Here is a 13,974-nt window from a genome sequence, read left to right on the forward strand (position 1 = left end):
GACGATCATGATCGAGACGCCCGACGAGCCGGTGATCCGCATCAAGGGCCTGACCAAGTCCTTCGGCGCGCACCAGGTGCTGAAGGGCATCGATCTGGATGTCGGCAAGGGACAGGTGATCGCCGTCATCGGCCCATCCGGAAGTGGCAAGACGACCTTGCTGCGCTGCATCAACTTCCTCGAGGAATATGATGGCGGCTCGGTCCGGATCGATGGAGTGRAAGTCGGCTATCGGGATGACGGCGCCGGCCGCCGTCGGCGCAGTGACCGGGAACTCGCCAGCATCCGGGTCGATGCGGCAATGGTCTTCCAGCAGTTCAACCTGTTTCCGCATCTGACGGCGGCCCAGAACGTCATGCTCGGGCTGATGAAGTCGCGCGGCAAGAGCAAGGGCGAGGCAAGGCAGATTGCCGAGAAATGGCTCGTGCGCGTCGGCCTCTCCGAGAAGCTCGACGCGCTGCCCTCGCAATTGTCCGGTGGGCAGCAGCAGCGGGTCGGTATCGCGCGAGCGGTTGCGATCGAGCCGAAGGTCCTGCTGCTCGACGAGATAACCTCCGCGCTCGATCCCGAGCTTGTCGGCGAGGTGCTGGAGGTCGTCCAGGAACTGGCCGCGGAGGGCCGGACGATGATCCTCGTCACCCATGAAATGGCCTTCGCCAGGGAAGTCGCCGACCGCGTGGTGTTCACCGACCAGGGACTGATCGCGATCGACGCGCCGCCGAAGGCCGTCTTCGATGAACAGTCGAACGAACGATTGCGGGCTTTCCTCTCGCGCTTCGCCGCCTTTCGGCATGCTCATTGAGCGGCTGCTGGCGCCCTGACACCCATTCCGACCGAGTTCAGCGATGCCGCCTCCATCCGATCTTGCTCCTCCCTCCGATCTTGCGATGTCGCCCTATGAGAAGCTGGCACAACTTGGTCTTGAATTGCCGCAAGTGCCGACACCGATCGGCAATTTCACGACCCATGTCCGGGAAGGTACGCTGCTCTACCTGTCGGGTCAGGGGCCGACGCATGAGGACGGTCGCATCCACACGGGCAAGGTCGGCGCCGACGTCTCGGTCGAGGAGGCGTATGCTCATGCACGCCTGACGGGGCTGAACCTCATCGCGGTGCTGCACACGGCACTGGGGGACCTTCGAAAGGTCAGGCGCATCGTCAAGGTGCTCGGCATGGTCAACGCCACGCCGGACTTCACCGACCATCCCGCCGTCATCAATGGCTGCTCGGACCTCTTCGTCGCGGTCTTTGGCGATGCTGGCCGGCACGCGCGTTCAGCCGTCGGGTTCGGCTCGCTGCCGCGCCGCATCACCGTGGAGATCGAAGCGGTCGTCGCGGTCTCATGATGCTACTGCCTGAATTGCCAGCCAAGGCTTGCTTCGATGCGCTGTGCCGCGCTCCGGACTGCATCGGCGAAGCGGGAGGGCTCCTCCTGGACCTTGAATTCCGGCAGCACGATCGAGATGGTGATCACGCAATCTCCGGAATTGTTGCGCACCGGTGCCGCGACGCAGGCCACGGCATAGTCGGATTCGCCAGCCTGCACGGCGATGCCGGCGGACAGTGCTTCGTCGGATTGCTCGGCGAGCGCGACCGGGTCGACCGTTGCCCGCCCCGTTGGCGAGGCCTTGGCGCAGCGCCGGAACAGCGCCACCCGGTCCTGAAAATCGAGATGGGCGACCAGAAGCCGGCCCGAGGCGGTCCAGTTCAGGGGCACCCGGGTTCCGATCCGCGATGTGACCTTGAAGTGGCCGGGCCCCTCGGCCATCGCCTCCACCACCATCATGTCGCCGTCACGGCCGCAGATCTGGACTGTCTCACCGACCTCGCGAGAGAGCACATGCATCTCGTGGGTGGCGACCGTGATGATCTCAAGATCGCGCGCGTAGGCGAGGCCGTAGTGATAGAGTTTGGGGCCGAGCCAGACCACGCTGCCATTGCGCGAAAGCAGGTCCCTGGCGACCAGTTCCTCGACGATCGAATAGACCGTGGACAGCGGCGCTCCGACCGCGCGGGCGATATCGTATCCGGTCGCCGGCCGCGCCGTCTCCTGGAGATAGTCAAGGATCTGGACCGATCGCTCGATTCCGCTGACCCGCGTGCGCCGCGGCCCAGTGGCGGAGGGCGCGGACGCCACGCCCATCTCACTGTCCTTCATCTGCCAGCTCTCCGTCACGCGATTCCGCGGACCCCTTACCGTAACCATGCTTCCGGAGGAACGCCATGAACAAGCCCGATACCCGAAAGGCGCTCGGTCTCCGTGCGATCATCAATGTGTCGGGAACGATGACGGGGCTCGGCGCCTCGATCATCGTGCCGCAGGCCATCGAGGCGATGGCTGGGGTCATGCCGCAATTCGTCGAAGTCGACGAACTTCAGAAGGTCGCCAGCGGCGTCATCGCCAGATTGTGCGGAGCCGAGGCTGGATTCGTCACGGCTTCCTGCTCGGCCGGCATCACGCTTGCCGTGGCCGGGGCGATGACGGGCAGTGACCTCTATGCCGTCGAACGACTGCCGGACACGACGGGCCTGAAGGACGAAGTCCTGATCATGACCGGGCATATGGTGAGCTACGGCGCTCCCGTCGAACAAGGCATTGCGCTCGCTGGCGCCAGGGTAGTGCCGGTCGGGCAGGCCACGAGCGTACGGCCCTATCAACTGGCCGGAGCGATCTCGGAACGGACTGCCGCTGCGGTCTATGTCGTGTCCCATCATACGGTCAGCTATGGGCAGCTCCCGCTCGAGGAGTTCGCCGCCATTTGCCGGGCAAGGGGGGTATCGGTCATCGTCGATGCCGCTTCGGAATACGACCTCCAGCGCTTCCTGGCCGCAGGCGCGGACATTGCGCTGTATTCGGCTCACAAGTTTCTCGGTGGCCCGACAGCCGGAATCGTCGCCGGTCGCAAGGACCTCGTGCGCGCGGCATTTCTTCAGAACGGCGGCATCGGCCGCGGCATGAAGGTCGGCAAGGAGAGTATCGTCGGCACCATCGCTGCCCTGGAAGCATGGGAGACGCGCGACCATGCCGGCATCCGGGAGCGCGAACAGGCCGCCCTTACGCTGTGGCGTGAACGCCTGGCCGAGAGGCCGGGGATCCGTGTCGAGATCGAGCCTGATCCGACCGACAACCCGCTCGACCGGCTCAAGCTCTCGGTCGAACCGCAGGCCGCCCATATCACGGCCTGGGACCTCGCCGACGCGCTCGCGCGCGGCGAGCCCCCCATCATCGTGCGCGATCACGAGGTCGAGCACGGCTTCTTCTATCTCGACCCCTGCAATCTCCACCCAGGACAGGAAGACACCGTTGCCAATCGCCTGGCCGAAGAACTCAGCGCTGCCCTGCGCAGCAATGACATCATCGCCACGCCGCTGGAGGAACGCCGAAGCCGTCGGGCAGCCTATCTCAGGCGTTGGCCGGATTGATGCCTATCCCGCGGATCGCAGGCTCCGGTGACTGTCGGTGCGTCACGCTTTTAGGTGCAGGCTCACCAGCACGGTGATTTCCGCTCCGGCCGGCAGCGAGACCGCAACACGCAGGAAGTTGCCGAAATGCGCGAGCCGCTGGAAGGTCACGGCGTTCTCGCGCGCGGGCAGATCGAAGAGCGAACCTTCCGGGGCCCAATGCAGCCCGTCGGCCGAAATCTCGATGCGGGCCTGCGGCAGCGCACCCTCCGGTGGCTTGAGGGCCCGCACGAAGATGATGGCTTCCTTGGCCCAGCCAGCCTCGTAGGGCTCGGTTGCGGCCTCGCCCGTCCAGGTTTCGTTGCGGGCGACGATGGCGGTGAGGTTCTCGGGCAGCATCAGAAATCTCCCGACAGGCAAACGGAATCGAGATAGGCGAAGGCGCGCTTGTCGGTGTCGGTCTCGGCGAAGAAGCCGAGATTGAGCATGCACCAGAGGTTCTTCATCGCCGGGATGCGGATCGACTCATAGCTGCTCATGTCGAAGCTGCGGTCGTTCACCTGGAAGCCGGTGGCGCGCATCGTCGCCAGATCGAAGTCGAAGCGCAGATAGTGCCAGTTCACCTTGGTCGGAATCTCGTTGTAGCAGAGCCGCTGCTCGCCGCCCGGCAGGTCCTCCCAGTCGTCCGGCGAGAGATGGTAATGCGAGATCGTCTTGCCGGCGGAGCCGATCGGCTTGATCGGCGTGGTGCGGCGTTTGAACTGCCATTTCTGGACATGCGCGCCGTCGAGCGCATTGAGAAAGCGCAGATGCGGCATCACGCGCTCGCCGCCGGCGCCATGCTGGTCGCCGACCTGGAGATCGTAAAGGAAGCCGAACGAGCGGATGTCGGTTTCGGAGAGCTGCAGTTCCGTCGCTTCCGGCTTGAAGCTGAAATAGGCCTCGAGACGGATCGGCCCGGGTTTGCGGAAGGTCAGGCGCTTGATTGCGACGTTCTGCGCGCCCTTCTTCGGCCGTGTCGCGATCTTCAGCGCATAGGAGCCGTCGACGCCGCCATGCGAACCGAAATCCCAGTTTGGCAGCGTCGAGAGCATGGCGTGCGAATGCTGGGCATAGCCCGGCAGCATGGCGTCCAGCGTGTCCTCGTAATTGCCGACGAGCTGGGTCCAGCCGCACATGCCGCGGTCGAAATCGTCGAGGCAGATGATGCGAGGCAAGGGATCGAAGCGGCTGAGTTGCGGATCCGCCTCGCGGATCGCACGGCGCATGTCATCGAGTTGGGAGCTGGTCGCGGTCATTGGGCTTACCCCTTCACCGCGCCGGCGGTCAGGCCGGCGACGAGGTGCTTCTGCATGAGGATGACGAAGGCGAGCACTGGCAGCAGCTGGACGGCCGAGGCGGCGAAGAGCACGCCCCATTCCACGCCCTCGACCGCGCCGATCATCTCGGCGACGACCAGCGGCGCGGTCTTGGCCTTGGTCGTGGTGAAGATGAAGGCGAAGAGGAACTCGTTCCAGGCGTAGACGATGACGAAGACCGAGACCGCCAGCATGCCTTGCGCGGCCAACGGGAAGATGACGCGCCGGATGATCTGGAACTGCGAGGCCCCGTCGATCATCGCCGCCTCGTCGAGTTCACGCGGGATCTGGTCGATGAACGTGCGCATCACGATGGTGCCGAGCGAGACGAAGAAGGTGGCGTAGAGCACGATCAGGATGAGATGCGTGTCGTTGAGCCCGAGCCAGTTGACCACCGGAAAGAGCGGCAGCGTGATCACGATCGGCGGGATCAGGCGGATGAAGATCAGGAAGAAGGCGCTGGCCTGCAGGCCCCGGCTGGCGTGACGGGAATAGGCGAAGCCGGCGAGCAGTGAAACCGTGACGGCAAGCACGGTCGCTCCGGACGTAACCAGGAAACTGTTCCAGAGCCCGTGGAAGAAGTCGCCCCAGCGGCTCCAGAGCAGCTCGTAATTGGCGAGCGTCGGCGTGAAGCTGAACCGCGAGGTTAACGAGAAGATGTCCCGGTCCGACTTGAAGGACGACATCACGATCAGCGCGATCGGCAGGATCGACCAGGCGGCGATCGCGAGGACGCCAAAGCCCTTCAGGACCGCAAGGGGGAATGAGCGCTTAGGCATGTTTTCTGAACATCTCCCGGTAGAGAGAGCGCAGGTAGAACAGCGCAAGCAGGAGCGAGGCGAGCACCAGCAACCAGCCGGTCGCGGCCGCAGCACCGAAGGAGTTGTACCGGAACGCCTCGAGATAGAGATAGACGGCCATCACCTCGGTGGTGCGTGCGGGACCTCCGCCGGTCATCAGCCAGACCTCGGAGAACAGCCGGAAGGCGAAGATGTAGCGGAACAGGGCGGCGATCAGCAGCGCCGGCATCAGGAGCGGCAAGGTGATGCGGCGGAATGCGGTCCAACCCGTTGCACCATCGATGGCGCCGGCCTCGTAGAGCTCGTCCGGGACGGAGAGTCTTGCGGCGTAGATGATGATGAAGCTGAATGGCAGGTGCAGCCAGATCGAGAGCAACGAGACCATGAAAAGGCCATGCGACGGCTTCACCGCCCATTCGATCGGTGGCAAGCCGAACCAGGCGAGCGCCTGGCTCATCATCCCGACATCGGGCTCGAACAGATAGCGCCACATCACCACCGCCGAGACCTCGCTGACCGCGTAGGGCGCAAGCACGATGGCGAGCAGGAGCGCCCGGAAGGGCACCCCCGAGGCGAAGAACAGCGCCATGAGCAGGCCGAGCAGCAGCTCGACATGCACGACGACGGCGACGACGATGACCGTGTTGATCAACGCCCGCCAGAAATACGGGTCGCCGAGCACCTTGGCGTAGTTGGCGAGGCCGACGAAGCTGGCTGCCTGACCGAAGGAGGATTGGTTCAGGCTGAGCCAGAACACATAGATCGCCGGCAGGAAGATGATACCGCCAACCATCAGCTGGACCGGGCTGACGAGGGCGAGGGCAGAGAGGGGCGTGCGACTGGCCATGATGCTCAGGCGATACGGTGGCGCGCGAGCATCTCGCGGTCGATTTCGATGCCGAGGCCGGGACCTTGCGGCACGTCGAGCATACCGTCGACGAGCTGATGCCCTTCGCCAACGACCGGTGTGGTGAAGCTGTCGCGCAGCGGATTGGCGTAGACCATGCACTCGAAGGTCCGCAGGCTTTCGGCCGCGGCGGCAAGCTGCAGGCTGGCGGCAACGCAGATTGCGCCGGACCAGCCGACATGGGGGGCATAGGCCGTGTTGAAACTCGCGGCGAGTTCAGCGATGCGCCAGGTCTCGGTGATGCCGCCCGAGCGTGTGACGTCCGGCTGGATCAGGCCGAGCGAGCGGTCCTGCAGCATCATGAGGGCCTCGCTGGCGACATAGTCGCTCTCGCCCGCCGCGAGCCGGATCGGCAGGTGTTGGGCGAGGCGCGCATAGCCTGCGCGGTCATGCGGCGCGATCGGCTCCTCGAAGAAGCCGTAGCCGAGATCGGCCAGCGCCCGCCCGACGATCATGGCGTCGTCGACGTCATAGGCCCAGTTGGCGTCGACATAGAGGGCGATATCGTCCCCGGCGAGCTTGCGGATGAATTTGGCGCGCGCGATCGCGTCCTTCAGGGGATGGCCGAGCTTGACCTTGATCTCGCGGAACCCGGCCGTCACCGCCGCTGCGACCTCTGCTTCCACCGTCGCATCGTCGAGCCAGTTGATTGATGAGGCATAGGCCGGCACGCGGAGCCGCCCCATGCCGCCGAGCAGCTTGTGGATCGGTTCGCCGGCGGCTTTGCCGGCAATATCCCAGAGAGCGATGTCGATCGCGGATATGGCTTCGACCAGTTGCCCACCGGGCCGCCCGGAGAGGGCATGGCGCATCGACTTCCACAGGGCCCGCCGGTCTGCGGGATCCTTGCCGATCAGCCGCGGGCTCAGCGCATCGTCGATCAGGCGCGCATAGCCGGCGGCTCCGCGGCGCGCGAGCGCCTCGCCGTAGCCGGTGATGCCGTCGCTGGTCGTGACCTCGACGACAACGAGCTCGATCGCGGGATAGTCACCTTGCGAGGTGCGTTGCGTCTTCTCGAGTGTCGCCCGCAGGGGATGGGACTCGATCCTGGCGATGCTGCGGCCGGTCATCTGGTATCGGTCCCTGGTTTGCGGGAAGGCTGATCAACCTAACTGATAGGTTGATCAGTTGCAAACCTGCTCTGTATCTGTCAATCATGAAAGTGGAGGATGCGAATGACCGAAGCCGCGACACTGCCCGAGATCGACAGCGACCCGTTCGCCGCCTCCGATGTCGTGCCGACGCGGCTGGGCGATGCGTTGATCGCGCGCATCACCCAGGCAATCCATGATGGCAGGCTGAAGCCCGGCGACGCGCTTCCATCCGAGGCGCGCCTTGCCGCATCCTTCGGAGTCAGCAAACCGATCGCGCGCGAGGCGATCCGCCAGCTCGCAGCCATGGGCGTCGTCAACATCCAGCAGGGCAAGGTCACGCGCGTCCAGGCGCTCGATGCCGCTCCGCTCGATCGCTTCTTTCGCTTCGCCGTGAGAGGCAGCAAGACCGGGCTCACCGAGGCTGTCGAACTGCGCCGCATCCTAGAGCCGCCGATCGCGCGTTATAGCGCCGAGCGTCGCTCGCCCGCCGATATCGAGCGCCTGACTGGCATCCTCGTGCGCATGGAGGCGTCGCTCGGCGACGTGCCGCGCTGGATCGAGGCAGATCTCGATTTTCACGAGGCGATTGCCGCCTCCGCCGGCAACCGGCTGCTTGATCTCCAGATCCAGGGCCTTCGTCCGGTGATCCGTGAAGTGATGGAGATCTTCAATTCGCGCAGCGCCCGCACGCAGGCCGATTGGCGCAAGACCTATGAGCGCCATGTCCGCGTTGTCGAAGCGATCCGCGCCGGCGACGCCGAGGCGGCGGAAATGGCCATGAACAAGCATTTCGAAGCGGCTGAAGCCGCCATCGCGGAACTCGCGACACTCGGGGAGGATAATCATGACGGCAGGAACAGGGTTGGACCGTAGGCAGCTCCTGGGCGGCTTCATCGGCCTGAGCTTTGCCGGCGCCGCTCCGGCCTTCGCGCAGCAGGGCGGCCCTTTCAACGTCTTTGCGCACCGGGTGATGCAGACCGTCGCGACCGGTGCACAAGGCGGCGACATCACGAAGGATTGGGCGCAGAAGAATGGTGCCACGATCCAGTGGACGACCTTTGATACCGGACCGTTGCAGGAGCGGCTGTTTCGCGAGGCAAGCCTCTCCGAAAGCACCGTCGATGTCGGCTTCGTGCTGAACACGCAGGTGATCCCACGCGCCGCCAACCTGTTCGAGCCGCTCGACGGTTACCTGAGCCGCGATCCCCTGGAGGACCCGGCTGACATCTTCCCCGGGCTGATGGAAGGCATGAAGGTCGGCGGCAAGCAGCTCGCGGTTCCGTTCCGCCATGCCTCGTCGGGGCTGCATTACAACGAGGAATTGCTGGCCGAGAGGGGCTTTTCGAAGCCGCCGGCCTCGATCGAGGAACTGGTCGAGATCGCCAGGGCCTGCACCTATCGCCGCAGCGACGGCACCGCGGTGGTGGGCCTGTGCATGCCCGGCGTCACCTACCCGAACGTGATCGATATCGCTCGCGCCTGGGACGGCGACTTCATCACGTCTGACTTCAAATGCGTCGCCGACCAGCCGCCGATGCTGAACGCCATCAAGCTCCTGCGCGCCCTGTTCGAGGCCGGTGCCTTCCCGCGCAATTTCGCGACGCTCTCGCCCGAGGACGTCAATGTCTGGATGCAGACCGGGCGTGCCGCGATGAGCCTGCAGAGCATGGGCCGCAATCGCATCTACAACGACCCGCAGAAGTCGAAATTTCCCGGCAAGATCAGAACGGTCGCCGTCCCCGCCTCGAAGACGCTGGCCGGAAAATATGACGCTGCGCCAGCCAAGGTCGAGTTCTGGGGCATGGTCATCCCGAAGAACGCGAAGCGCAAGGATCTCGCCTGGAACTTCATCAAGGCGATGACCGCGAAGGATGCGACCCTGAAGGCTGCCCTCAACGGCAATGGCCCGGTGCGCGCCTCGACCTATGCCGATGCCGGCTTCGCCAACACCGTTCCCTATGCGGCGGAAGAGCTGAAGGTGCTCAAGGTCGCCCGTGTGCCGCTGCCAGCCTTCGACGAGGCGGCCCGTGCCGGCGACCTGTTCAAGGAAGAGGCCGAAGCCGCCGTGCTCGGCATGAAGACCCCGGAGGAGGCCATGTCCTCGCTCGTCAAGCGCGTGCAGCCCCTGCTGCCGGCCTGAACCATCTCTGACAATCGCGCGGCACAGCGCGGAGCACCATCGGGAGGAACACTATGGACAATCGCACTCTTTCGCGCCGCCGCTTCGGACTGCTCGCCAGCGGAGCGGCAGCGTCGCTGGCCTTGCCGACAGGCGCCATGGCTCAGGCCCGGACGGTGACCGCACTCGGGCACCGTGTCCATCAGACCTCGGCCACGACGGGCCCGGGCGGCGATGCGACCGAAGCCTGGCGCAAGCAGGCAGGCGCGGCGGTCAACTGGGTCACCTTCGGCGACGTCAACGCCATCCATGAGCGCCTCTTGCGCGAGGTGACGCTGACCGAGACCTCGATCGATCTCGCCTACCTGCTCAATGGCCGCGCCGTGCCGCGCAATCTCAAGCTGTTCGAGCCGCTGGATGCCTTGCTGAAGGATGCGCCAGTCGAGGATTTCGCCGATTTCGCGCCGGGACTGGTCGAGCCGTTGAAAGTCGACGGCGCCCTGCACGGTATACCGGTTCGCCACGCCACCAATGCGCTGATCTATAACGAGGCGCTGCTGGAAGAACGCGGCATCACCAAACTGCCGGCCACCTTCGAGGAACTGATCGAGGTGGCGCGCAAGCTGACCTTCAAGCGCGAGGACGGCACGCAGGTCAACGGCCTTGCCTTCACAGCGGTCTTCGCCTCCAATTTCCTGACCCTCGCCCGCTGTCTTGGTGGCGACTACATGACCAGCGACGGCAAGCTCGTGGCGGCAGAGGCGCCAATGGTGAAGGCCCTGACGGTGCTTGCCGATCTCTACAAGGCGGGCGTGCTGCCGCGCAATTTCGCGACCGTCAACAACGAGGAGATCACCACCTGGATGCAGCAGGGCAGGGCGGCGATGACGATCAACCCCTTCGCCCGGCTGGTGACCTATAACGATCCGGCCAAGGGCAAGTATGGCGGGCGCTTCAAGTCGCTACTGCCGCCGATGGCCTCCGACCTTGTCGGCAAGGTCGCGTTTGCGCCGACAGTCGAGTTCTGGTCGCTGGTGATCCCGAAGAACAGCAGGCAGAAGCCGCTGTCCTGGGATCTCATCCGGGCTCTCTCGTCGAAGGCCGGCACCAAGGCGATGGCCCTGAATGGCAACGGTCCTGTCCGGATCTCGACCTATGCCGATCCGGCGCTGATTGCCGCGATGCCCTATGCGGCCGACGAGGCGGCAGCGCTCAAAGCCTCCCRCATTCATCTGCCGGCCTTCGACGAGCAGGCGCGCGCCCATGACATCTTCATCGAGGAGACGCAGGCCGCAGTGCTCGGCATCAAGCCACCGCAACAGGCAATGGACGACGCGGTGAAGCGCGTTCGCCCGCTGCTCGGCTAGGCGGATGGCAGGGCTTCATGGGCGCGTCGCTCTGGTCACCGGCGCGGCGCGGGGGATTGGCCTGGCCGTGGCGTCGGAACTGGCCCGGGCCGGTGCGCATGCCGTGCTGCATGATCGCGATGCGGCCGCAAACGCGGAGGCGCTCTCGCGGCTGCATGCGGCCGGGCTGAAGGCGAGCGGCCTGATCGCGGATCTTGCAGACCCGGCGATGCCCGGCCGAATGCGTGATGACCTGAACGCTCGGGGCCTCGTTCCCGACATCCTGGTGCTGTGTGCTTCGGCCGAGATCAGGGAGCGGTGGGACATCGTCAGTGATCGTGCCCTGGTGGTGCAGAGCGAAGTCAATCTCCACGCCACGGTCYGCCTGATCCAGGCCTTCCTGCCCGGCATGATCGCGGGAGGCTTTGGCCGGGTGATCGCGATCGGCAGCGTTCAGGAGGCCAGGCCCAATGCCGATTGCCTCTACTATGCCGCCACCAAGGCGGCCCAGACGAGCATGATCCTGAATCTCGCGCGCACCGTCCGGGCGCCGGATGTCACCTTCAACGTGATCAAGCCGGGCGCGATCCTGACCGATCGCAACCGCGCCGTGCTGGCCGACCCGGTCTATGAGGCGGCGGTCCTGGAGCGCGTCCCGCTTGGGCGGATTGGCGCACCACGCGACTGCGCCGGAGTGGCGCTGCTGCTGTGCCGCGGCGAGGGGGCCTATATCAACGGCGCCGAGATCGCGGTCGATGGCGGATTGCGACTGTAGCCTGCGCGGCCCGCGGCTCTCGCGTAGCATGCGGGGCTCATGATGCTGTGATCCGGGGGCTTCCCGTCACCGCAGCACAACGACCTTGGTACCAGTCCTGACGCGATCGTAGAGGTCGACAACGTCGCGATTGGTCATCCGGATGCAACCCGACGACACGGCTGCCCCGATCGTGTTGGGCTCATTGGAGCCATGGATGCGATACAGGCTTGATCCGAGATAGAGCGCGCGTGCGCCCAGGGGATTGTCGATGCCGCCCGGCATGTAGCGCGGCAGATCGGGCCGGCGTTTCAGCATCTGCGCGGGAGGCCGCCAATCCGGCCACTCGCGCTTTCTCGTGACGATCTTGGTCCCCGACCAGCTAAAGCCCTGCCGCCCGACGCCGACGCCATAGCGGATCGCCTGCCCATTCCCGAGCACGTAGAAAAGCCGCCGCTGGCTCGTTGAAATGACGATCGTGCCGGGCGCGTATTGCCCGCGCCAAGGCACGATCTGGCGCGGGATCGCCTGTTCGCTGAAGATGTTGAGGAAGTCGGCAAGCCCGCGGCTGACCGCATTGTCGTAGGCGTAGGCGGGCGCCGAGAGCGCCAGCGCCGCAACGAAGAGAATGATAGCGCGCAGCATGACCCGCCCTGCAACGCCCCCAGCTGGCGATTCAAGGGAGAAATGGAGGGGGCGTCAAGACAGAATGCGCCGGCGCAGACTGGGACGGAGCCGGAGTTCAGCGCCGCACATATCTTGGAGGCGTCAAGCTGCGCGCGAACCAGTCGATGAAGCCGATGATGTCGAAGACCGGTCGTCCGGTCGCCTCCGCAATTGCTGCTGCATGAGGCGGCAGATTGGTACATTCGCAGAGGATGGCCCCGACATTGGGATGCCTGGCTACGAGCGCCAGCGCCGCGTCGACGACCTCCCGCTCGAGCGTAGCGAAATCCGAAATCCCGCCCTGGCCGCCATAGACGCGGCGAAACAGGCTCTCCGGCGCCAGACCCTCGATCGGGGTGTCCGCCCTGACGCCGACCGCATCGAGGTGCCTTCGTGTCAGCGCTTCCGCTGCGAAGGTGAGAATGCCGACCTGTTGGCCGGCGGGAAGCATCGCCTCGATCACCGGTGCCTGGAGCAGGCTGCTGGTCGCCACCGGCACTGGCAGCGCCGCGGTCATCTCCTTCTGCAGGAGCGCCAGGAAGCCGCAGCTCGTCGTGATGCCGCGCACGCCGGTCGCGACGAGATCGAGCGCTGCAGCGATGAAGGGCTCGAGCAGTCCCGCGGCTTGCCCATGGACCACCGCAGCGGGATTCGCGCCGCGCACAACCCGGAACTGGACCGGGAACGACCATGTCGTTCCGTTCCCGATATCCCCGGGCAGACGCCGGAATTGCGTGTCGAGCATGAGCACACCGATCCCGAGATCGGCGACCACGCCGTTTGTCCGCGCGGGAGTGGGATTGCTGTTCACGATGCCGTTTCCATGCTCGAGTGCTCGGCCGAGGCGGTCGTGATCCCGTCGAAGAACCACGACAGGAAGCGATTGGCGCGCAATGCGTCAATCGGGATATCCTCCTGAGCGATCAGTCCGCAGCCGCTTAGCCGTCCCTCCCGAATGAGGTCCAGGACGGCGGCGACATGGGATGCCGCAGTCCGCCGCATCGCGCTCAACGAAACGGTGCCGACAGTCGCGGGAACGACGTGACGCGCGAACCGGTGTTCGATCCGCCACCCGTTCCGCAGGCCGACGGCCGTGATGAAGACCAGGAGCCGGTCGTCGTCGATCTCGGGGAGCGCGTTCAGAAAGAGGTTCCGCAGCTGATCCACCCGGTGCCGCAGTTTCAGATCGTCCAGCAGGAACTTCATGTAGTCGAGATGGCCGGGATAGCGGATCGTCCGGGAGACCAGGCTGTCGACACGCCCCTCCAGGCATGTGCACAGGCTCAGGGGGATATTTCCGGAAACGAAGACCTCGTAGAGGCTGTCGTCGAGACGGAGCTGCTCCTGCTCGGACAGGGGAGGCAGGCGCGTTACCTTGCGGTTGATCAACGCGGTCGAGGGCTGCAGATATTCGCGCAGCAGGGCATCGACATCCCAGGTGAGGCCGTAGCCGAACCRATTGGTCGAATGCCGTGGCAAGGTGCCGATCCGGACATTCACCTCGCTGCCTTGCATCACACCCCTGGAC

Annotated in this window: 16 protein-coding genes; 7 read left to right on the plus strand and 9 right to left on the minus strand. The window is 65.2% G+C overall.

Going from position 1 to position 13,974, the window contains the following annotated elements; all coding sequences use genetic code 11:
• Window positions 1–7: 7 nt before the first annotated feature.
• Both AC1DRP_RS14550 and AC1DRP_RS14555 read left to right on the plus strand, forming a co-directional pair.
• A complete protein-coding gene (locus AC1DRP_RS14550) occupies window positions 8–802 on the plus strand; it encodes an amino acid ABC transporter ATP-binding protein (RefSeq protein WP_476768814.1) in 795 nt (264 codons plus the stop codon).
• 43 nt (window positions 803–845) lie between these two features.
• Complete coding sequence (locus AC1DRP_RS14555; RefSeq protein ID WP_441504204.1) at window positions 846–1,346, plus strand: RidA family protein; 501 nt, start codon at window positions 846–848, stop codon at window positions 1,344–1,346.
• Window positions 1,347–1,348: 2 nt separating this feature from the next.
• Here the strand turns inward: AC1DRP_RS14555 and AC1DRP_RS14560 are convergent, their stop codons facing one another.
• The gene (locus AC1DRP_RS14560) at window positions 1,349–2,158 is read right to left on the minus strand and encodes an IclR family transcriptional regulator (RefSeq protein WP_441504205.1); all 810 of its coding nucleotides are present in this window, start codon (window positions 2,156–2,158) and stop codon (window positions 1,349–1,351) included.
• Window positions 2,159–2,223: 65 nt separating this feature from the next.
• Here AC1DRP_RS14560 and AC1DRP_RS14565 point away from each other — a divergent pair, with 65 nt between their 5' ends.
• On the plus strand, window positions 2,224–3,423 hold the full coding sequence (locus tag AC1DRP_RS14565) for an aminotransferase class V-fold PLP-dependent enzyme (protein WP_476768815.1): 1,200 nt from the start codon (window positions 2,224–2,226) through the stop codon (window positions 3,421–3,423).
• Between the two features lie 42 nt (window positions 3,424–3,465).
• Here AC1DRP_RS14565 and AC1DRP_RS14570 read toward each other — a convergent pair whose 3' ends face one another.
• Genes AC1DRP_RS14570 through AC1DRP_RS14590 form a run of 5 tightly spaced genes read right to left on the minus strand, consistent with a single transcriptional unit; the run spans window position 3,466 to window position 7,537 of the window.
• Entirely contained in the window at window positions 3,466–3,801 is a 336-nt protein-coding gene (locus AC1DRP_RS14570; protein ID WP_476768816.1) for a hypothetical protein, read from the minus strand.
• Window positions 3,801–4,670: a DUF6772 family protein gene (locus AC1DRP_RS14575; protein ID WP_476768824.1), complete on the minus strand. Its 870-nt coding sequence runs from the start codon at window positions 4,668–4,670 to the stop codon at window positions 3,801–3,803. The genes AC1DRP_RS14570 and AC1DRP_RS14575 overlap by 1 nt, the downstream gene beginning before the upstream one ends.
• Window positions 4,671–4,705: 35 nt before the next feature.
• Entirely contained in the window at window positions 4,706–5,539 is an 834-nt protein-coding gene (locus AC1DRP_RS14580) for a carbohydrate ABC transporter permease (protein WP_476768817.1), read from the minus strand.
• On the minus strand, window positions 5,532–6,407 hold the full coding sequence (locus tag AC1DRP_RS14585; protein ID WP_441504208.1) for a carbohydrate ABC transporter permease: 876 nt from the start codon (window positions 6,405–6,407) through the stop codon (window positions 5,532–5,534). Before AC1DRP_RS14585 ends, AC1DRP_RS14580 begins: the two co-directional genes overlap by 8 nt.
• Before the next feature lie 5 nt (window positions 6,408–6,412).
• Window positions 6,413–7,537: a mandelate racemase/muconate lactonizing enzyme family protein gene (locus tag AC1DRP_RS14590; protein ID WP_441504209.1), complete on the minus strand. Its 1,125-nt coding sequence runs from the start codon at window positions 7,535–7,537 to the stop codon at window positions 6,413–6,415.
• Window positions 7,538–7,642: 105 nt separating this feature from the next.
• On the opposite strand from AC1DRP_RS14590, the gene AC1DRP_RS14595 reads away from it, so the two are divergent.
• From AC1DRP_RS14595 to AC1DRP_RS14610, 4 genes are read left to right on the plus strand one after another with little or no spacing between them, the layout of a single operon-like run.
• Window positions 7,643–8,434, plus strand: a complete 792-nt coding sequence (locus AC1DRP_RS14595; RefSeq protein ID WP_441504210.1) for a FadR/GntR family transcriptional regulator — start codon at window positions 7,643–7,645, stop codon at window positions 8,432–8,434.
• Entirely contained in the window at window positions 8,406–9,701 is a 1,296-nt protein-coding gene (locus AC1DRP_RS14600) for an ABC transporter substrate-binding protein (RefSeq protein WP_441504211.1), read from the plus strand. The genes AC1DRP_RS14595 and AC1DRP_RS14600 overlap by 29 nt, the downstream gene beginning before the upstream one ends.
• Before the next feature lie 53 nt (window positions 9,702–9,754).
• Window positions 9,755–11,047: an ABC transporter substrate-binding protein gene (locus tag AC1DRP_RS14605; RefSeq protein ID WP_476768818.1), complete on the plus strand. Its 1,293-nt coding sequence runs from the start codon at window positions 9,755–9,757 to the stop codon at window positions 11,045–11,047.
• A gap of 4 nt (window positions 11,048–11,051) precedes the next feature.
• Window positions 11,052–11,801, plus strand: a complete 750-nt coding sequence (locus AC1DRP_RS14610) for an SDR family NAD(P)-dependent oxidoreductase (protein ID WP_476768819.1) — start codon at window positions 11,052–11,054, stop codon at window positions 11,799–11,801.
• 66 nt (window positions 11,802–11,867) lie between these two features.
• Here AC1DRP_RS14610 and AC1DRP_RS14615 read toward each other — a convergent pair whose 3' ends face one another.
• The 3 genes from AC1DRP_RS14615 to AC1DRP_RS14625 all read right to left on the minus strand — a co-directional run.
• On the minus strand, window positions 11,868–12,425 hold the full coding sequence (locus tag AC1DRP_RS14615; protein WP_441504214.1) for a L,D-transpeptidase: 558 nt from the start codon (window positions 12,423–12,425) through the stop codon (window positions 11,868–11,870).
• Between the two features lie 97 nt (window positions 12,426–12,522).
• Complete coding sequence (locus AC1DRP_RS14620; protein ID WP_476768820.1) at window positions 12,523–13,257, minus strand: aspartate/glutamate racemase family protein; 735 nt, start codon at window positions 13,255–13,257, stop codon at window positions 12,523–12,525.
• The coding region (locus AC1DRP_RS14625) for a saccharopine dehydrogenase family protein (RefSeq protein WP_476768821.1) at window positions 13,254–13,974 on the minus strand (721 nt) is incomplete at its 5' end. The genes AC1DRP_RS14620 and AC1DRP_RS14625, both read right to left, overlap by 4 nt.

This window comes from Allobosea sp. 01N443 (genome assembly GCF_056399325.1).